Origin of the sequence: Pseudomonas sp. R43(2017) (assembly GCF_002112345.1) — a bacterium.
Taxonomy (GTDB): domain Bacteria; phylum Pseudomonadota; class Gammaproteobacteria; order Pseudomonadales; family Pseudomonadaceae; genus Aquipseudomonas; species Aquipseudomonas kribbensis.
In genome coordinates, this window is record NZ_NEHJ01000001.1 from 836,179 (window position 1) to 854,206 (window position 18,028).

An 18,028-nucleotide genomic window follows, 5' to 3' on the forward strand; every position below is an offset into this window, starting at 1 on the left:
TCCGTCAGGCAGGCTAAATCCCTGTCGAACTTTGACGTTTTTTTTGCAAGAGGCAGGGTAAAGTGCCCTCTCCGGCCATCCTGGAAGCAGTCAATGAACCTCCAAAGCCCTCAAGACGCCGACGATGAAATCCTCAATCAGGCGGCGCACTGGTGCCTGCGCCTGCAAGACGAAACCTGCACGCCTGACGAACGCCAGGCCTTCCAGCAGTGGATTCAGAGCAGCCCGCGCCACGCCTTCGAGTACGCGAAGATGCTTGAGGTCTGGGAGTTGAGCGATCAATTGCCCGACGAGCACGACAAGTCGAAAAAACGCAAAGCCACGACGCTGCCGTGCAGCTTCGAAGAGTTTCAACGCAACCTGGCGCAGCGCAACTAGTGCGCCGCGCCCGGGCCGCTCACTCCAGCGGCCTGCCTGCGGTCTCCCGCACCATCGCCAGCCCCGCCAGGGTCAGGCACAGACACGTCATCACATACAGCGCAGGCGCGTTGTTGTTGCCGGTCAGACCGATCAGCCCGGTGGCGAAGAACTGGGCAAACCCGCCAAACACCGACACGCCCAGGCAATAGATGATCGACAGTCCCGACGCGCGAATCTTGCGGGGGAACATCTCCGTCACCAGCACCAATGTCGGCACGGTGATCAGCACCAGAAACAGCGTGGTGACCATCGAAACGCCCAGCAGCGTGCCCAGGGTCGGAAAGCGGTTCATCAACATGAATGCCGGGTAGATCAGCAACAGCATCGGGATGCAGCCCAATGCGATGGTGCGGCGACGGCCGATGCGGTCGCTCAGACGACCGGCCCAGATCGACAGACTGATTTGGACCAGCGCCCCCAGACACGCAGCCGTGGTGCCCATGGTCATCGGCAGGTGCAGCACGCTGACGGTGTAGTTGGTCATGTAATCGAGCACGATGTAGCTGGACGCCGTGCTGCCGATGACCAGCAGCACGCCGGTCAGCAGGACTTTGCGATAGTCCCGGAAAATCAGGCGCAGGCCGGAGGTGGCGCCATCGCCCTGCAGTTCCTGCTCGGCGGTTTCATCGAGGTGGCGACGGATATACAGCCCCACCGGAATCACCAGCATCCCCAGTACGAACGGCAGTCGCCAGCCCCAGCTTTCCAGGGATTCGGCCGACAGCGTCGAACTCAACCCCAAAGCCACCAACGCGCCGAACATGAAGCTCAAGCCCTGGCTGAACAGCTGCCAGCTCCCGTAGAAACCACGGTTTTTGTCGTCGGCGTATTCCATCAGCATCGCCGTGGAGGCCCCCACTTCGCCGCCCATCGCAAACCCTTGAACCAATCGCGCCAGCACAATCAGTACCGGCGCGGCTAGGCCGATTTGCGCATAGGTGGGGGCGATGGCAAACAGCAGCGAACCGAGCGCCATCAGCCACAGCGTGAGCATCATCGCCGGTTTGCGGCCGACCCGGTCAGCATAGGCGCCGAGCACGATCCCGCCAATCGGACGCATGCCGAAGCCGACGCCGAACGTGGCCAGGGACAGCAGCAATTGCCCCAGCGTGCTTTCCACCGGGAAAAACTGCCGGCCAATGAGTGTGGCGAAAAAGCTGTAGACGGAAAAATCATAGAACTCGAGGCCTGAGCCAATGGTGATCGCGGCAATGGCCCGCGCACCGATGGGTTGGCGCGTTGAGGTTGCGGCGGCGCTGGAAATGGCAGTGGACATGGGGCGAACTCCTGAAGTTGTCGAAGCGGATCAGGCCAGGAAGGCTTCCACCAGTCGCACCCAGTAACTGGCGCCGGTCGCCAGGCAGTCGTCGTTGAAGTCGTAACCGGGGTTGTGGACCATGCAGCCGCCCTCCCCGTCGCCATTGCCGATCAACAGATAACAGCCGGGGCAGCGTTGCAGCATGACCGCGAAATCTTCGCTGCCGGTCAGCGGTTTCATGTTCGGGATCAGCCCTTCCTCGCCCACCCAATCGATCGCCACCTGCCGCGCAAAAGCGGTCTTGGCCTCATCGTTGAACAGCGCCGGGAAGCGTTGCGCCTCGTCCACATCCACCGTCGCCCGCGCCCCGAAACCGCTGGCCTGGGCCTGGGCAATGCGGGTGATGCGCTCGATCAATTCGTCCCGCACCGAGGCCTTGAGTGCGCGCACGCTCAGTTGCAGCTCGGCGTGATCGGGAATCACGTTGGCGGCGTTCCCGGCATGAAAGGCCCCCACCGTCACCACTGCCGTGTCGAGCGGATCGACAGTGCGCGAGACGATGCTCTGCAATGCCATGACGATTGCGGATCCCGCCAGCACCGGATCGACCGCCTTGTGCGGCATCGCGCCGTGGCCACCCACACCGTCGACACGGATGGTCACGGTGTCGGTGGAGGCCATGAACGGTCCTTCGAGGAAACCCAGCTTACCCACCGGCAACCCCGGCATGTTGTGCATGGCGAACACCGCGTCGCACGGGAACAGCTCGAACAAGCCGTCATCGAGCATGCGTTGCGCGCCGCCGTCGCCCTCTTCGGCGGGCTGGAAGATCACCACCAGCGAACCGTCGAAGTCGCGGCTTTCGGCCAGATAACGCGCCGCCGCCAGCAGCATCGCCGTGTGCCCGTCGTGCCCGCAGGCATGCATCACGCCTTCGTGGCGACTGGCGTACGGCAGCCCGGTCTGCTCGATGATCGGCAGCGCGTCCATGTCGGCGCGCAGACCGATCATCTTGCCGCCGCTGCCCTGGCGCAGCAGGCCGACCACGCCTGTGCCGCCCAGTCCGCGATGCACCTCATAGCCCCATTCACTCAACTTGCCCGCCACCAGATCGGCGGTGGCGAACTCTTCGAAGCTCAGTTCCGGGTAGGCGTGAATGTGTTGGCGCAGCGCGATCATTTCTTCTTCGAGCGCACGGATACCGGGCAGTGCAGGCAGATCGGTCATCAGCAGGTTCCTTGTTTTTATGGGGGCGTTTTCGGGTGTTCGACTGATACCCTGCGATCCTAATGACTTGCCGAATGCCGCGGCAGTCGCAAAAAACGGGGGCTGAAAACCGTGGGTTTACACCGTCACAACGGGAGAAAAGGATGAAGCTGCATCAACTGCGGGCGCTGGTGATGATTGCCGACTGCGGCAGCATTCGTGCGGCGGCGCGGCAACTGGGGGTTTCGCAGACCGCCGTGGCCAAGGCCCTGCGTGAACTGGAAGAACACCTGCAATTGCCGTTGCTGGTGCGCAATGCCAGCGGCGTGGTGCTGACCGCTTACGGCCAGTCGCTGCTGCAGCATGCGCGGCAGATGCTGAGTCAGCTCGAGCGCGCGCAACTGGAGCTGACGCACCTGAGCGATCAGGCCCAGGGCCAGTTGCGCCTGGGCATCTCGCCGTGGATGGGCATGACCCTGTTGCCGGAAGTCGTCACCCTGTTCCGCCAGCGCATGCCGCAGGTACGTCTGGAGATCTTCGAAGGCTTGATGGCCGTGGCCCTGCCAAAACTGCGCGACGGCACCATGGAGTTCGCGGTAGGCCTGGTCTCGTCGCTGCTGCCGCGCCCGGAGTTCGTCAGCGAACCGATCTTTTCCTACCGCATGGCCGTGGTCGCCCGTCACGATCATCCGCTGCGCAAGGCCAGTTCCATTCACCAACTGCTCGATCAGGACTGGGTGGTCAACTACCCCGACGCCAGCCACGAAGGCTTGATGACCGAACTGTTCTGGCAACACGGCGCGCAGATCGACCTGCAACACATCCACCGCGCCCACTCGCCGCAACTGACCCTGTCGCTGATCGAGCAGACCGACATGCTCAGCTACTTTCCCGAACCGATGCTGACAGTGCCCGGCTACCGCGAACGCGTGTCCCGGCTCGATCTGGCCGAGACCTTCGCCAACGATGTCATCGGCATCGTCACCCCGCGCAACGCCCCGCTGGGCGCGGCGGCGCAGTGTTTTGTCGATTGCCTGCTGCAAGTGATCCGCCGCCGCGCGCGTTCGGCGAGGCCGGAGGATGTCGAGTTGTTCGATACGTTGGGGTTGTTGATCTGAGGCTGTTCAAGGTTAAGATTCGGCCCGGTTCGGCTAACAGTTTAAGGATGACCTCGGCATGTCCCCTCTCGACACCTCCCTGCAAGACACCGCCGCCCCCGACGGTGTCTGCTTCGGCTGCGGCAGCAGCAACCCGCACGGTTTGCACATCAAGAGTTTCTGGCACGAGGACGGCGTACACGTCATGGCCGAGCATGTGCCCGAGGCCAAATACTGCGGCTGGCCGGAGCTGGTCTACGGCGGCCTGATCGCGATGCTGGTGGACTGCCATTCCAACTGGACGGCGATGGCTTACCACTACCGCGCCGAAGGGCGTGAAGCCGAAAGCCTGCCGCGTATCAACTGCGTCACCGGCAACCTCGGCATCAAGTTCATCAAGCCGACGCCGATGGGCGTACCGCTGACGTTGAAGGCGAAAGTCGAGGGTGAAGTCGGGCGCAAGAGCCGGGTGATCTGCGAGGTGTACGCCGGGGATGTGCTGACGGCGGTGGGTGATTCGGTGTTTGTACGAGTGGATACCGAACAGTTGGCAGCCGCCGCTCATGGGCGGAATGAAGACCAATGAATACCAAAGCAATAAACATGGCACTGATTGTCGCCATCAGCCTGATGGGAGTTGGCGCCCTGAATTGGCTGATGAACGAAGCGTTGCTGACCGTCGCGCAAGTGAGCGGCGAAGATGCTTTCTCGTATCTGATAGTCGAGATCTTGCAGGCAGTGGCCATTCATTCGGTGGTAGTGGCATCCATACCGCTGTTGTTGGTGTTCCTCAAACAGACGCTCGCCAGCTACGTCGTTTTGGTACTGGCGCTGTCGCTCTACATGCTGCTCGTCACCGGCGTCAATGCAGTCGGCCTGGCCATCGCCGGGCTCATGATCGCAGCTGTGGCTTATGCGATATTCACAAAATCGGTCAACCTGATCCGGTACTTTCACGCGAAGTGATCCGATCCAACGATTGCCAGGAGCCCCGGCCATGCCCGATCGCAAAATCATCATCCCCGAATCCATGAAGCCCATCGTCGAACGCGCCGGTTACGCTCCGGCGGTTCTGGTCGGCGACACGCTTTACTGCGCCGGCCAGGTGGGCAGGACAGCAGATTTGAAAGTCATCGAAGACCCCGAGCAGCAATTCATCCGAGCCTGGGAAAACCTCGACGAAGTGCTGAAGGCCGGCGGTTGCGCCTTTGAGGACGTGGTGGAGATGACCACCTATCACGTGGACATGAGCCGACACATGCCGGTGTTTCGCGAAGTGAAGAACCGCGTGTTCCCCAAAGGCTTCTGCGCCTGGACCTGCATCGGCGTCAGCGAACTGGCCCATCCGGGGCTGCTGGTGGAAATCAAATGTGTGGCCGTGCGCAGGCGCGCTATACCTGTGTAGTGTTTTTCACTATCACCGCGAGGCGTTGAACCATGGACTTGACCCTCTACTACCATCCATTGTCGTCCTACTGCCACAAAGCGCTGATCGCCCTGTACGAACACGGCGTCGCCTTCGAAAAACGCCTGATAGACCTGTCCAGCGAAGCCGAACGGGCCGAGTTGCGGGCGCTGTGGCCACTGGTCAAATTCCCGGTGCTGCAGGACCGTGCCCGTCAGCGCAACGTGCCGGAGTCGAGCGTGATCATCGAGTATCTGGATCACTACCATGCCGGCGCTGGCCGGCTGATCCCCGACGATTGGGACACCGCCCTGCAAGTTCGACTCTGGGACCGGGTTTTCGACAACTACGTGATGACGCCGATGTCGCAAATCGTCGCCGACCGCATCCACAGCAGAAACGCCGACCTGAGCAGCCAGCGCACGTTGCTGAATACCGCCTACGACATGCTGGAAAACCAGTTGGCGACCCACCCGTGGATCGCCAGCCCGGACTACAGCATGGCCGATTGCTCGGCCAGCCCGGCGTTGTTTTACGCCAGCACACTGGTGCCGTTTGGCGCCGACCGCCCTCGCCTCAGTGCTTATTTCGAGCGACTGGTGCAGCGCCCGTCTTTCAGTCAGGTGATCGACGAAGCCAAACCCTGGTTTGACTTCTATCCCTTTGCCAAAGCGCTTCCCCAACGGTTTCGCTGAGGAAAGACCTCACGCCGGCTGGTGACTGGTCACGCAGTGAATCCCGCCACCACCGGCGGCGATGGCGTCGATGTTGATCTGCACCACGTCACGGTTCGGGTAGAGCTGTTTGAGCAGGTCGAAGGCTTTCTTGTCGGCGTCCTTGTCGCCGAACTCCGGGGCGATGACCGCGCCGTTGATGACGAAGTAGTTGATGTAACCGGCCGCGAAGTCGTCGTTGTTCTTGTTGAATTTGGTCTTGCGTGGCTTCAGCGGTGGCGAAACGGTGTGGATCTGCAGCGGGCGACCGTCGGCGTCGGTGGCCTTCTTCAGGATTTCCAGGTGCGCCAGCGTGACCTTGTGATCGTAGGATTGCGGGTCGGTGTCGAGGTTGGCGATCACTACGCCGGGCTTGACGAAGCGCGCGTAGAAATCGACGTGGGCATCGGTGATGTCCTTGCCCTTTATACCCGGCAGCCAGATGATCTTGCGCAGGCCCAGCCGTGCCTTCAGTTCCGCCTCGACGTCGGCCTTGCTCCAGCCGGGGTTGCGGTTGGCGTTGACCCAGCAGCTTTCGGTCATGATCCCGGTGCCGTGGCCATCGACTTCGATACCGCCGCCCTCGCCCACCAGTTCGCTGCGGATGTAGGTCGCTTGCGCGTCTTGCGCCACTCGTTGGGCGATTTTCGCGTCTTTGGAGTGCTGTTGCTTGTTGCCCCAGCCACTGAAATTGAAGTCCACCGCACCGAGGCCACTTTTATCATCGATGATGAAGTTGGCGCTGATGTCCCGCATCCAGATGTCGTCGAGGTTGGCGATCTGGTAGGTGATGTTGGACGTGCCGCAAATCTCTTCGGCCAGACTGCGTTCGCCGCTGCGGCAATAAATGGTCAACGGCTCGTAACGGGAGATGGCGCGGGCGATGCGGCCCAGGGCTTCCTGGACGTCTTCGGTGAAGTCTTCCCATATCGCGTCCTGCGCGCCGAAGGCCATGTAGGCACGTTCGTGTTTGTCGCCCTCGTCGGGCATGAACCAGCGACCTTCGCTGGCCGCCAGCACCCGCGCCGGGAACAGGCCGAGGCCCATGACGGCAGCGCCTACGCCGGCGGCGACTGAAACCTGTTTGATGAACTCGCGACGAGTGGGCATGTGTACGTTCCTGATGTGTAAGGGGCCGCCGAAGCGGCCCGGAAAAATCACTTTGCAGTGGCGGTCTTGAACTTGGTCCAGGTGCGCATGCGGGCGCGCATGTCGGCCTGGGGAATATCCTTGCCCGGTATCAGACGAGCATAGGTCGCTTCGTCGAGATAGATGTCCGGGTTGTTGCGCATCGCCTCATCCACCATTGGCCGGGCCTTGGCGTTGGAGGTCGGATAACCGGTGAAATTGCTGATCGCGGCCATGTTCTCCGGGCGCATCACGAAGTTGATGAACGCGTAGGCATATTCCGGATGCTTGGCATCGACCGGAATGGCCATGGTGTCCATCCACACCGTGGTGCCTTCGAGGGGCACGCGGTACTGGAAACGGGTCTTCTTGCCGGCGCTGTCCGAGGTGCGCTGGGCCTGGGTCATGTCGCCGCTGTAGCCGAGGGACAGGCACAGGTTGCCGTTGACCAGATCGGTCACCGGTTGCGACTGGAACTTGCGGATGTACGGCCGCAGTTTCATCAGCAAATCACTGGCCGCCGCCAGGTCCGCAGGCTTGGCGCTGCGCGGGTCGCGGCCCAGATAATTGAGCACCACGGCCAGCACTTCGTCCGGTGAGTCGATCATCGAAATCCCGCAATCGGCGAATTTCGCCGCCAGTTCCGGCTTGAACAGCATGTCGAGGCTGTTGACCGGCGCGTCGGCCATGCGCTGCTTGATCTGCTCGGCGTTGTAGGTCAGGCCGATGGTGCCCCAGGTGTACGGCACCGTGGCCTTGTTCGAATGCTCGTAATGGCTGCGCAGTTTTTGCAGGCCCGGTTCGATGTCATTCATCGCCGTGACTTTCGAAGGATCCAGCGGCAACAGGCTGCCGGCGCGCATCAGGCGTTCGGCCACGGTGTCGCCGGGGAAGATCAGGTCGTAGCCGCTGCCACCGGAGAGCATCTTGGCCTCCAGGGTTTCGCTGCCGTCCATCACGTCGTAGATCACCTTGATTCCGGTTTCGGCGGTGAACTTGCTCAGGGTGTCTTCGGCGAAATAATCCGCCCAGTTGTACAGCCGCAGCGTCTTGTCTTCGGCGTGTACGGCGGGCATCAGACCGGCCAGCGCCAGACCCAGGGCGCCCAGCAACCACTTGTGTGGGGTGTGCATATCAGACTCCTTGAGGATTCCAGCGAGCGTGAAGGTGACGGCCGTCCTGACTCAACAATGCGCCGTACATTTCCGGGCGACGGTCGCGGTAGATGCCCCAGCTCAGGCGCTCTTCACGCATGGCCGAAAGATCCAGGCTTTGCACCAGCACGCCGGTGCTGGCGCGGTCGGCTTCGGCGAGCATTTTTCCCTTGTGGTTGCAGATGAACGACGAGCCATAGAAATTCATTTGCAGCGTCGCATCGGTACCCGCCACTTCGCGGCCAACACGGTTGGAGGCGATCACCGGCAGCAGGTTGGCAGCCGCATGGCCGCGCATGGTCATCTGCCAGTGATCCCGTGAATCCAGATCTGCGCAGCCCGGTTCCGAGCCAATGGCGGTCGGATACAGCAGCACCTCAGCGCCCATCAACGCCAGACAGCGGGCGGTTTCCGGGAACCACTGATCCCAGCAGATGCCCACGCCGAGGCGGCCGAATGCGGTGTCCCAGACTTTGAAACCGGTGTCACCGGGGCTGAAATATTCCTTCTCCTGATAGCCGATGGCGTTGGGGATGTGGGTCTTGCGGTACACGCCCAACAGGCGCCCGTCGGCATCGGCCACACTCAGGGAATTGAAGTAGGCGTTGCCGGCCTTCTCATACCAGCTCAGCGGCAGCACCACGCCGAGTTCACGGGCCAGCGCGGCGAAGCGCGACAGCACCTGACTGTCGCGGTACTCCTCGGCCAGCGCCATATGATGGTGGCTCTGCTCGATGCAGAAATACGGCGTGGCGAACAGCTCCTGCAACAGAATCACTTGCGCACCCTGTGCCGCGGCTTCACGCACCAATTGCTCGGCGCGGTCGAGGTTGCTGTTCAGGTCCCAGGTGCACGGCATCTGGGTCGTGGCGACTTTGAGCATCGTCATCGATCAACCCTCCACCGGCCAGGCTGGCTGCTGTTGGGTGATGCAATGCACACCGCCGCCGCCATGGGCCAGGTGATTGATCTGCACCGGCACCACTTCACGTCCCGGGAACGCCTTGGCCAGGGTTTCTGCCGCGACATGGTCGGCCTCGATGCCATAGGCCGGCATGATGATCGCGCCGTTGGCGATGTAGAAGTTGGTGTACGAGGCGCAGAACACTTCAGCTTCGGTGTCCACGGCATCGGTGGCTTCATACAGCTCGATCAGCTCGAATTTACGGCCCTGAGCGTCGGTGGCCAGCTCCAGTGCACGACGATTTTCCCGCACCACTTCGGCGTATACCGAGCTGCGATCGTGAGTGGCATCCACCAGCAACACGCCAGGACGGGCGAAGGCGCAGACGCCATCGACGTGGCCGTCGGTCATGTCGCCGGTGACGTAATCCGGATCGCCCGGCAGCCAGATGGTTTTCTTCACGCCGAGCAGACGACTGAAGATTTCTTCCATCTCGGCCTTGCTCACGCCGGGGTTACGGTTGGGGTTGAGCAGCACCGATTCGGTGGTGATCAGCGTACCCTCGCCGTCCACATGGATCGCGCCGCCCTCGTTGCTCAGCGCCGTGCCGAAGCACTCGCCGCCCAAGCGATTGAGTACGCGACGGGCCAGGCTTTCGTCCAGATCGTGGGCCGACTTGCCGCCCCAGGCGTTGAATCGCCAGCTCACACCGGCCAGACCTTGTTCTGGATGAACCACGAAGCTCGGGCCGGAGTCGCGGCACCAGCTGTCGTTGACCGCCAGCGGGATCAGTTCGATGTTCGGCCCGCACAGGGCTTTGGCGCTGGCGATGGCCGACGGATCGACGACCATTTTCACCGGTTCGAAGCGGGCGATGGCGTTGGCGACGCGGGCGAAATCTTCCTGTACCAACGGCAAGGTCACGCGCCAGCCCGACTCCCACAGGGCCTTGTTGTGGGGCCAGACCATCCAGGTCGCGGCGTGCGTTACCCACTCTGCCGGCATCATCCAACCGCTGTTGTTGTTTTTGTTCTGCTGCATGGTAAAAAGCCCTTTGAGTTAAGCCATTGTGTTCAATGAAAACAGCCTTGGCGGCGTTGACGTGCATGCTAATGGCGGCCTGAAGGGCAAACAAACGATGGATTTAGCGGAAAACTGATTAGAGGAACTTATCGATCATGCTGAAACACTGGCCACCCCTCAGCTCGTTGCGCGGCTTCGAAGCCGCCGCAAGACTGGGCAGTTTTCACAAGGCCGCCGAGGAACTGAGCCTCACGCAGTCGGCCATCAGCCAGCAGATCCGCAGCCTTGAGGCGTACCTGGAGCAACCGCTGTTTTTCCGCAGCGGACGCAGCGTGGCGCTGACCGACGCGGGCCACGATCTGCTCAGCACCACTCAGGCGATGCTGCAGCAACTGTCGGTGGGGATTCGTCGGCTGGGGCAGTACCAGAAACCCAATCAACTGGTGCTCAACACCACGCCGGCGTTTGCCCGGCACTGGTTGCTGCCGCGTCTGGGGGATTTCCGGCAACAGTACCCGCAGGTCGATCTGTGGATTTACAGCACCGATGAAGTGCCGGACATGGCGACCCAGACCATCGATATTGCGGTGCGCGACGACATCAGTTCTCAGGCTGAGTGCAGCTTCAGGGTGCTGCATGCCGACCGCCTCTTTCCCGCGTGCCATCCGAGCGTGTTGGCGCAGCCCGCCGCGCAGCGCACGACGCTGCACGGCGAGCGGGAAATGGACTGGAGTCATTGGGCCGTAGAGGCTGGAGTTGATATCGGGCAGCAGGAACAGGGGTTGAACTTCTCTGACCCGGGCCTGCTGCTGGACGCGGCTTGCTCAGGTCTCGGAATTGCGCTGGTCAGTCAGTTGCTCAGCCGCCAGGCACAGGAAAACGGGCTGTTGCAGCCCCTGGTGGAGCAAACCATTCGCGGCCCGAACTGGGCGATGCTGACCCATCGCGACAGCGAGAACGACCCGATGGCGCGATGCTTCAGTCAATGGCTGTCAACTCGACTGGCGGAGCCCGAACCGCCGATTCAGACGACTGAGAGTTGACCTGCGCCGAGCCGGCCTTCCAGCCTGCCGAACAGGACGTAGTGCTGATAACCGCTGGTGAACGCCCCTGTGAAAATCGCGTTCCTGACGTCCTCGTTCATATGTAAATATTGCGCTTCGTCGAAGTTCTCGGCACTGACTTCACCATTGCGTCCAAGCCTGTCGCTTTCGACCGGAAAGCCCATGGCGGTGCGTCGCTGGAAGTCGGTAATCCGGTTGACGGCGTGACTCTCCAGCGGCCCCCGATTGGATTGCGCCGAGTAAATATGCAATCCGTTGTTCGCGCAGCGGTTGCACATATCGATACAGTTCGGCTGAGTGGACTTGAGCCCGGTCAGTTGTGCCAGCGGCATGTCCAGATATTTGCCGACCTGGTATTCGGTCTGATTGAAAATGGAACAGCACAGGATGGTGTTGCCATTGCAGTCGAGCACCAGCCAGTCGTCCTTGAGCGAGCAGGCTTGTTGCGGGTACTGGCGGACCAGATTGACCAGGTCGTCGTAGGGCGGCAGCGCGAGTCGTTGCAGCGTATCGCGATCGGTATCGGTCACCGACGGATCGCGCTCGATCAACGCCAGCGTCTTCTCCAGCGGCATCATCACTGAATAGCCGGTCGAGAACTCGAAGCCCAGAAGCTGGCTGAATTCACGCATCAGCCCTTCTTCTTCCATGTTGTCCAGGTAGCGGTGGTAATAGACCTCGATCCGTGTGTTCAAGCCATGTAGCTGCTTGAGTTCATGCAGTTTGATCATGTTGGCCTTGACGACCTCGATATCACCGCCAACGTGTCCCTTTTCGTACGTCTGCTGATAAAAACCGGACAGCGAGATACGGAAGAACCATGGATTGGCGAGCATCGCCGTCTCCATGTTTTTCGCCAGATTCAAATTGGAACTGATACCGCTCTGTAAACCGGCGGCGTTGATGATCTCGACAAATTCGCCGATGCGCGGGTGGATCAACGGCTCGGTCCAGTTGTAAAGAAAAATCGTCTCGACCCCTTCGCTGCGGGCCTTCTCGACAATCTTCCTGAACATGTCGACTTGCATGGCTTTCTTGAAGTTGACGTTTTCCGAGTTACCCATCGGACACGAAGGGCAGCTCAAATTGCACGCGCCGACAATATCGATGTACATATTCATTGCGGGTGACGCTCCTTGATTGAATAGCGGTCCATCCAGACTGGCGACTTTTGTGATTGCCGTTATTCGCTATATTTTTGACAGTCGCGGAGCGCGCAGAGCAAGTTCCGGGCCATTGGCATGCTCGGCCATCAATTCCACGATCCAATCGATAAATACCCGCAGCTTTTGGCTGATATGCCGGTTCGGCGGATACGCGACATACAGCGGCATCGGCTCAAGATCCCAATCTTCAAACAGCGCCACCAGCTCGCCTCGGGCCTCATTTTCAGCCGACATGTAGCGAGGCAGCCAAAGCACACCCAGGCCGGCAAGGCCTGCCGCCAGATAGGCGTTGCCATCATCGACCGCCAGGACATGCCGGCCCTTGATCAACAGGGACTCGTTGGCGTTGCGCAAGGCGTAAGGCACCGGTTTGCCGGTGCGCGCCCAGAGAAATCCCACCACCCGATGCTGCGTGTCTTCCAGCTCCCCCGGATGCACAGGCGTGCCGGCACGCGCCAGATAGCTCGGTGCGGCAAATACCCCCAATTGCAGATCGGCAACCCGACGGGCCATCAGCGACTGATCCAGCAACTCGCCACCGCGCACCACGCAGTCCACGTTTTCATCGATGATGTCGACGATGCGATCACTGACGCCCATGTCGATCTGAATATCCGGATAACGCCGGTGAAAGTCCGGCAGCGCCGGTATCAGAATCAAACGTGCCAGCGGGCTCGGCACATCCACCCGCAGCCGCCCACGGGGTGCAGCAGAAGCCTGGCTAATGCCGGTTTCAACATCGTCCAGGTCCGCCAGCAACCTGACCACCCGCTCGTAGTAAATCGCACCGTCAGCGGTAACGTTGACCTTGCGCGTGGTGCGGTTGAGCAACTTGACCCGCAGGCGCGCCTCCAGTTGCTGCACCAGATGGGTCACGGTGGTCTTGCTCATGTGCAGGGTTTCGGCGGCTTTGGTGAAACTGCCCGCCTCCACCACCCGGGCGAAGGCCTGCATCGCGTCAAAACGGTCCATATCCAACCTCTAATGGCGGCTCGATTGTTTGGCTACCCCAAACAGTGAACGCCAAGGTTGCGCGTTTATCGGGCCGATGCAAGCCCCTAGAGTTTCTCCATCGCAGGTTTTCAACCCATTGACGGAGACACCCCATGACCCACTCCCAGCCAAAACGCGATGTGGTTTTCCCGCCCGGACGTCATGCCCTCTACGAGCGCAATCGCTATTCGCCGGCCGTTCGTTCCAACGGTTTTCTGTTTGTCTCAGGGCAAGTCGGCAGCCTTGAGGACGGCTCGCCCGAGCCGGATCTGAAGCAGCAGGTGCGCCGGGCCTTCACCAACCTCAACGCGATTCTCGCCGCGGCCGGCGGCAGTTTCGATGACGTGGTGGACGTGACCGTGTTCATGGTCGACCCGCAATCGACTTTCGAAACCATCTGGGAAGTGGTGCCGGAGTTCTGGGGCGAGGCGCCGCATCCGACCATCACGGCGGTCGGCGTGACGTGGTTGTATGGCTTTCAGTTCGAGATCAAGGTGATCGCCAGGCTCCCGGAATGACCTGATATCGCGTCGATTTGCAGCACGGGCCGCCAGTCTTCAGACTGGCGGCCCGCATTCCTTTTGCGATCCATCGCCATGCCCGACGCCTTGCTCAAGCCCAGTCTCCCCGGCATCGCCCTGCGCCGCTGGCGGGTGCTGCACCGCGTCAAGCAGAGCCATGCCGCCGAGTTGTTCAAGGTGACCCAGTCGACGATTTCCCGCTGGGAAAGCGGTGTGCAGGCGATGGACCCGGAGGCGCATCGGCAACTCGAAACGTTGCTCGCGGCGCGACTCGACAGCGCCGCCGATCAGGCCCTCGCACGGCTGGTGACGGAAAGTGCACGCCCGGTTCACCTCGTCTGCGACCTGACCCATCGCCTGCTGGCCTGCTCCCCGGCCCGCGCCGCGCAGTTCGCCAGCCCGCTGAGCGATCTGCTGGGGCAATCGCTGTGGCGCTTTGCGACGGCGGAAATCCAGCACAAGGAATCTTTGCTGGATGACGCCGGTTGGCGAGAAGTCCAGGCGCCGCCGGCTCTGGAATTCGTCACCGGCCACAATGATTCAACCCTTGTCCCCATCCGCGAAAGCCTGTGCCGCTGGACGCGGATCGCACTTTCGGACGGCACCGCCGCACGGCTGGTGGAAACGCTGTAGACCGCGCGCCGCATATTTTATGCGTGGACGATGATCGAGGCCGGGCCTAGGCTTTGAGCCCTGCTCTCTATATCCCGGCCACCGTATGAACCTCGAAAAAATCAAGGGACGCCTCGACTTCCTGCGCGAAGCAGAACGGCTCAAGGACGTCCTCAGAAGCGCGCACACTTCCTCCGGGCGCAGCGAAAGCACCGCCGAACACAGCTGGCGCCTGTGCCTGATGGCGATCGTGTTTGCCGACGACCTGGTTGGGCTCGACGTGCTGAAAGTCCTGAAGATGTGCGTCATCCACGACCTCGGCGAGGCCATCAACGGTGACATTCCGGCGGTCGTTCAAGCCGGTTTTCCCGACAAGGGCGAACAGGAACGCAACGACTTGCTGCTGCTCACCCGTTCTCTGGACGACGCGCTGAGAAGCGAAATCCTCGCACTCTGGGACGACTACGAAAACGCCGGTTCCCCCGAAGCCAAAGCCGTGAAGGCGCTGGACAAGCTGGAAACACTTTTACAACACACTCAAGGGAAGAATCCGCCAGACTTCGACTATGGCTTCAACCTGGCCTACGGCAAGCAATACACCAACGCCGATCCGCTGTTCGAAACCCTTCGGACCCTGATCGACCGGGATACCCGAGAACGCATGAATACAAACATCACAATCCGCAACGAACGCTCCGAAGACATCGACGTAATCGCCCGAATCACCGAGGCCGCGTTCCAGCACGAAGAACACTCCAGCCACACCGAACAATTCATCGTCAACGCCTTGCGCCGTGCCGGTCAGCTCAGCGTTTCGCTGGTAGCCGTTGAGAACGACACGGTGGTCGGCCATGTGGCCATTTCGCCGGTGACGATTTCCTCCGGCGCTCAAGGCTGGTACGGCCTGGGCCCGATCTCCGTGTGCCCGACCCGCCAGCAACAAGGTATCGGCTCGGCGCTGATGAAAGCCTCGCTGGCGGAGTTGCAGCGCATTGGCGGCGTTGGCTGCGTGGTACTGGGTGATCCGGGCTACTACGGGCGTTTCGGCTTCAAGGCCCATGCGGGTCTGGAGTTGCCGGGGATTCCAGCGGAGTATTTTCAGGCGTTGGCGTTTGGTGGGGAGTTGCCGGTGGGCGTGGTGAAATATCACGAGGCGTTCCAGGCTACCGAGTAGCGCCTCATCGTTTTTCATTGCTCACATTTCGTGTTCAACGGCTTTACCAATGCGCGCTTGATGCAGGTTCCGCAATCAACAATTCTGTCCGTACGTAGTTTTCGCACTGACAGAAAAGAGCCTGCGCCATGCCCAGCCCGAGAACCCTGTACCAGAAACACATCGACAGTCACACGGTCTGCACCCTCGACGATCAGGGCCACGTGCTGCTTTACATCGACCGCCAGGTCGCCAACGAATACACCAGCCCTCAGGCTTTCAGCGGATTGCGCGACGCCGGACGCAAAGTCTGGCGGCCCGCTTCGACATTGGCGGTGGTCGATCATGTGAACCCTACGGCGCCAACACGCATCGCGACCATGCCCGACGCCGGGGGTGCGCGACGGGTATCGTATTTCGAAGAGAACTGCCGCGACTTCGGCATCGAGCTGTTCGATGTGCTGGACAAGCGCCAAGGCATCGAACACGTCGTGGCGCCGGAACAGGGTTTCATTCTGCCGGGCATGGTGGTGGCGGCCGGTGACAGCCACACCACCACTTACGGCGCACTGGGAGCGTTCGGTTTCGGCATCGGCACCTCGGAAATCGAGCACCTGCTGGCGACGCAGACCCTGGTCTACAAGCGCCTGAAAACCATGCGGGTGACGGTCAACGGTGAGCTTGGTGCGGGCGTCACGTCGAAAGACATCATCATGGCGCTGATCGAGCAGATCGGTGCTTCGGGGGCCACCGGTTTTGCCATCGAATTCACCGGCCGGGCGATCAGCGATCTCAGCGTCGAAGCACGCATGACCATCTGCAACATGGCCGTGGAGGCCGGCGCTCGCGGAGCATTCATGGCACCGGACGACAAGGTCTTCGCCTATCTGCAACTCAAGCCGCGTGCGCCGAAAGGCGAACTCTGGGAGCAAGCGGTCGAGCGCTGGAAAGGCCTGCACAGCGACCATGGCGCGGTGTTCGACAGTGAAGTCAGCCTTGATGTCTCGGCGCTGGAACCGATGGTCACCTGGGGCACCAGCCCGGATCAGGCCGCTCCGGTCGGCGGAAGAGTGCCGGATCCGGCCAGCCAGCCCGACCCGATTCTGCGTCAGGGTCTGCAACGCGCCCTCGATTACATGGGCCTGACACCCGGCACACCGCTAAACGAGGTGGTGATCAGCCACGCCTTCATCGGCTCCTGCACCAATGCGCGGATCGAAGACTTGCGTGACGTTGCCCGTGTGGTGCGCGGCAAGCACGTGGCGCCCCACGTGCGGGCGATGATCGTGCCCGGCTCGACGCTGGTGCGCGATCAGGCGGAAAACGAAGGGCTGGCGCAGATCTTTCGCGACGCCGGTTTCGAATGGCGGCAATCGGGTTGCTCGATGTGCCTGGCGATGAACGACGACGTGCTCGCGCCGGGAGATCGCTGCGCCTCCAGCACCAATCGCAACTTCGAAGGTCGTCAGGGCGCCGGTGCGCGCACCCACCTGATGAGCCCGGCAATGGTCGCCGCAGCCGCCATCACCGGACATTTGACTGACGTTCGCGCCTTCGCGCCGGGAGTTTGAGCCATGCAACCGTTCACCACTATCAGCGGCAGCGCCGCGCCGTTTCTGGCGGCCAACATCGACACCGACGTGATCATGCCCAAGCAGTTTCTCAAGGGCATTGATCGTCAGGGGCTGGACCGGGGGCTGTTTTTCGATCTGCGTTTTCTGGCCTCGGGCGAACCCAATCCCGAGTTCGTGCTTAATCAACCCGCCTGGCAGGACGCAGCGTTTCTGGTGACCGGACCGAATTTCGGCTGCGGTTCCAGCCGTGAGCATGCGGTGTGGGGCTTGAAGCAGGTCGGGATCCGGGCGCTGATCGGCACCACGTTTGCCGGGATCTTCTACGACAACTGTCAGCGCAACGGCGTGTTGGCGATTCAGCTCGATGCCGCGCAGTTGAAGCAGGTTGCCGAAGTCATCAGCGTTCCGGCAACTGCGCATATCCGTGTGAACCTGCCCGAGCAAACCATCAAACTGGCGGACGGAACACGGATCGCTTTCGAGATTGATGAGTTGCGCAAACAGTCACTGTTGCTGGGACTGGACGCCATCGGCACGACGCTGCAACGGGCCGAACAGATTCGCGCGTTTGAAGCGCGATATCTGGCAGAAAATCCCTGGCTGGGCTGAACACAAAAAACCGGGTGGCTCATTGAAC

Annotated in this window: 20 protein-coding genes and 1 pseudogene; 13 read left to right on the forward strand and 8 right to left on the reverse strand. The window is 61.3% G+C overall.

Annotated elements, in window-relative coordinates; translation table 11 throughout:
- Nucleotides 1–93 precede the first annotated feature (93 nt).
- Nucleotides 94–378, forward strand: a complete 285-nt coding sequence (locus CAG02_RS03835) for a DUF4880 domain-containing protein (RefSeq protein WP_085708409.1) — start codon at nucleotides 94–96, stop codon at nucleotides 376–378.
- Between the two features lie 19 nt (nucleotides 379–397).
- On the opposite strand, the gene CAG02_RS03840 is transcribed toward CAG02_RS03835, so the two are convergent.
- Nucleotides 398–1,696, reverse strand: coding sequence for an MFS transporter (locus tag CAG02_RS03840; protein WP_085708410.1), 1,299 nt, complete (start codon nucleotides 1,694–1,696; stop codon nucleotides 398–400).
- Nucleotides 1,697–1,726: 30 nt separating this feature from the next.
- A complete protein-coding gene (locus CAG02_RS03845) occupies nucleotides 1,727–2,905 on the reverse strand; it encodes a M20 aminoacylase family protein (RefSeq protein ID WP_085708411.1) in 1,179 nt (392 codons plus the stop codon).
- Between the two features lie 143 nt (nucleotides 2,906–3,048).
- Here CAG02_RS03845 and CAG02_RS03850 point away from each other — a divergent pair, with 143 nt between their 5' ends.
- The 5 genes from CAG02_RS03850 to CAG02_RS03870 are packed head-to-tail and all read left to right on the forward strand — an operon-like array spanning nucleotide 3,049 to nucleotide 6,081.
- Nucleotides 3,049–4,002, forward strand: coding sequence for a LysR family transcriptional regulator (locus CAG02_RS03850; RefSeq protein WP_085708412.1), 954 nt, complete (start codon nucleotides 3,049–3,051; stop codon nucleotides 4,000–4,002).
- Between the two features lie 58 nt (nucleotides 4,003–4,060).
- On the forward strand, nucleotides 4,061–4,567 hold the full coding sequence (locus tag CAG02_RS03855; RefSeq protein WP_085708413.1) for a PaaI family thioesterase: 507 nt from the start codon (nucleotides 4,061–4,063) through the stop codon (nucleotides 4,565–4,567).
- The gene (locus CAG02_RS03860) at nucleotides 4,564–4,947 is read left to right on the forward strand and encodes a hypothetical protein (RefSeq protein ID WP_085708414.1); all 384 of its coding nucleotides are present in this window, start codon (nucleotides 4,564–4,566) and stop codon (nucleotides 4,945–4,947) included. Before CAG02_RS03855 ends, CAG02_RS03860 begins: the two co-directional genes overlap by 4 nt.
- A 31-nt stretch (nucleotides 4,948–4,978) precedes the next feature.
- Nucleotides 4,979–5,386 (forward strand): RidA family protein, encoded by a 408-nt coding sequence (locus CAG02_RS03865; protein WP_085708415.1) that lies wholly within the window; start codon nucleotides 4,979–4,981, stop codon nucleotides 5,384–5,386.
- 32 nt (nucleotides 5,387–5,418) lie between these two features.
- Nucleotides 5,419–6,081 (forward strand): glutathione S-transferase family protein, encoded by a 663-nt coding sequence (locus CAG02_RS03870; RefSeq protein ID WP_085708416.1) that lies wholly within the window; start codon nucleotides 5,419–5,421, stop codon nucleotides 6,079–6,081.
- A gap of 9 nt (nucleotides 6,082–6,090) precedes the next feature.
- Here CAG02_RS03870 and CAG02_RS03875 read toward each other — a convergent pair whose 3' ends face one another.
- The 4 genes from CAG02_RS03875 to CAG02_RS03890 are packed head-to-tail and all read right to left on the reverse strand — an operon-like array spanning nucleotide 6,091 to nucleotide 10,326.
- Nucleotides 6,091–7,209, reverse strand: a complete 1,119-nt coding sequence (locus CAG02_RS03875; RefSeq protein ID WP_085708417.1) for an agmatine/peptidylarginine deiminase — start codon at nucleotides 7,207–7,209, stop codon at nucleotides 6,091–6,093.
- Between the two features lie 47 nt (nucleotides 7,210–7,256).
- Nucleotides 7,257–8,360: an extracellular solute-binding protein gene (locus tag CAG02_RS03880; RefSeq protein WP_085708418.1), complete on the reverse strand. Its 1,104-nt coding sequence runs from the start codon at nucleotides 8,358–8,360 to the stop codon at nucleotides 7,257–7,259.
- Nucleotide 8,361: 1 nt separating this feature from the next.
- A complete protein-coding gene (aguB, locus tag CAG02_RS03885) occupies nucleotides 8,362–9,270 on the reverse strand; it encodes an N-carbamoylputrescine amidase (protein WP_085708419.1) in 909 nt (302 codons plus the stop codon).
- A 3-nt stretch (nucleotides 9,271–9,273) separates the two neighbouring features.
- A complete protein-coding gene (locus CAG02_RS03890; RefSeq protein ID WP_085708420.1) occupies nucleotides 9,274–10,326 on the reverse strand; it encodes an agmatine/peptidylarginine deiminase in 1,053 nt (350 codons plus the stop codon).
- Between the two features lie 137 nt (nucleotides 10,327–10,463).
- On the opposite strand from CAG02_RS03890, the gene CAG02_RS03895 reads away from it, so the two are divergent.
- Nucleotides 10,464–11,351 carry a LysR substrate-binding domain-containing protein gene (locus CAG02_RS03895; protein WP_085708421.1) on the forward strand — a complete coding sequence of 296 codons (888 nt, stop codon included), beginning with the start codon at nucleotides 10,464–10,466 and terminating at the stop codon, nucleotides 11,349–11,351.
- Here CAG02_RS03895 and CAG02_RS03900 read toward each other — a convergent pair.
- On the reverse strand, nucleotides 11,333–12,493 hold the full coding sequence (locus tag CAG02_RS03900) for a radical SAM protein (protein ID WP_085708422.1): 1,161 nt from the start codon (nucleotides 12,491–12,493) through the stop codon (nucleotides 11,333–11,335). The genes CAG02_RS03895 and CAG02_RS03900 overlap by 19 nt on opposite strands.
- 69 nt (nucleotides 12,494–12,562) lie before the next feature.
- Nucleotides 12,563–13,510 (reverse strand): LysR family transcriptional regulator, encoded by a 948-nt coding sequence (locus CAG02_RS03905; RefSeq protein ID WP_085708423.1) that lies wholly within the window; start codon nucleotides 13,508–13,510, stop codon nucleotides 12,563–12,565.
- Between the two features lie 134 nt (nucleotides 13,511–13,644).
- On the opposite strand from CAG02_RS03905, the gene CAG02_RS03910 reads away from it, so the two are divergent.
- From CAG02_RS03910 to leuD, 6 genes and pseudogenes are all read left to right on the forward strand, one after another.
- A complete protein-coding gene (locus CAG02_RS03910; RefSeq protein WP_085708424.1) occupies nucleotides 13,645–14,049 on the forward strand; it encodes a RidA family protein in 405 nt (134 codons plus the stop codon).
- Between the two features lie 78 nt (nucleotides 14,050–14,127).
- On the forward strand, nucleotides 14,128–14,685 hold the full coding sequence (locus CAG02_RS03915; RefSeq protein ID WP_085708425.1) for a helix-turn-helix transcriptional regulator: 558 nt from the start codon (nucleotides 14,128–14,130) through the stop codon (nucleotides 14,683–14,685).
- Nucleotides 14,686–14,770: 85 nt separating this feature from the next.
- Nucleotides 14,771–15,328: pseudogene (locus tag CAG02_RS29965) on the forward strand (HD family hydrolase); the annotation flags it as partial.
- Complete coding sequence (locus tag CAG02_RS29970) at nucleotides 15,326–15,838, forward strand: GNAT family N-acetyltransferase (RefSeq protein WP_256576890.1); 513 nt, start codon at nucleotides 15,326–15,328, stop codon at nucleotides 15,836–15,838. The pseudogene CAG02_RS29965 and the gene CAG02_RS29970, both read left to right, overlap by 3 nt.
- 128 nt (nucleotides 15,839–15,966) lie before the next feature.
- Nucleotides 15,967–17,388 (forward strand): 3-isopropylmalate dehydratase large subunit, encoded by a 1,422-nt coding sequence (leuC, locus tag CAG02_RS03925; protein WP_085708427.1) that lies wholly within the window; start codon nucleotides 15,967–15,969, stop codon nucleotides 17,386–17,388.
- 3 nt (nucleotides 17,389–17,391) lie between these two features.
- Nucleotides 17,392–18,000 carry a 3-isopropylmalate dehydratase small subunit gene (gene leuD / locus CAG02_RS03930; RefSeq protein ID WP_085708428.1) on the forward strand — a complete coding sequence of 203 codons (609 nt, stop codon included), beginning with the start codon at nucleotides 17,392–17,394 and terminating at the stop codon, nucleotides 17,998–18,000.
- Nucleotides 18,001–18,028 lie beyond the last annotated feature (28 nt).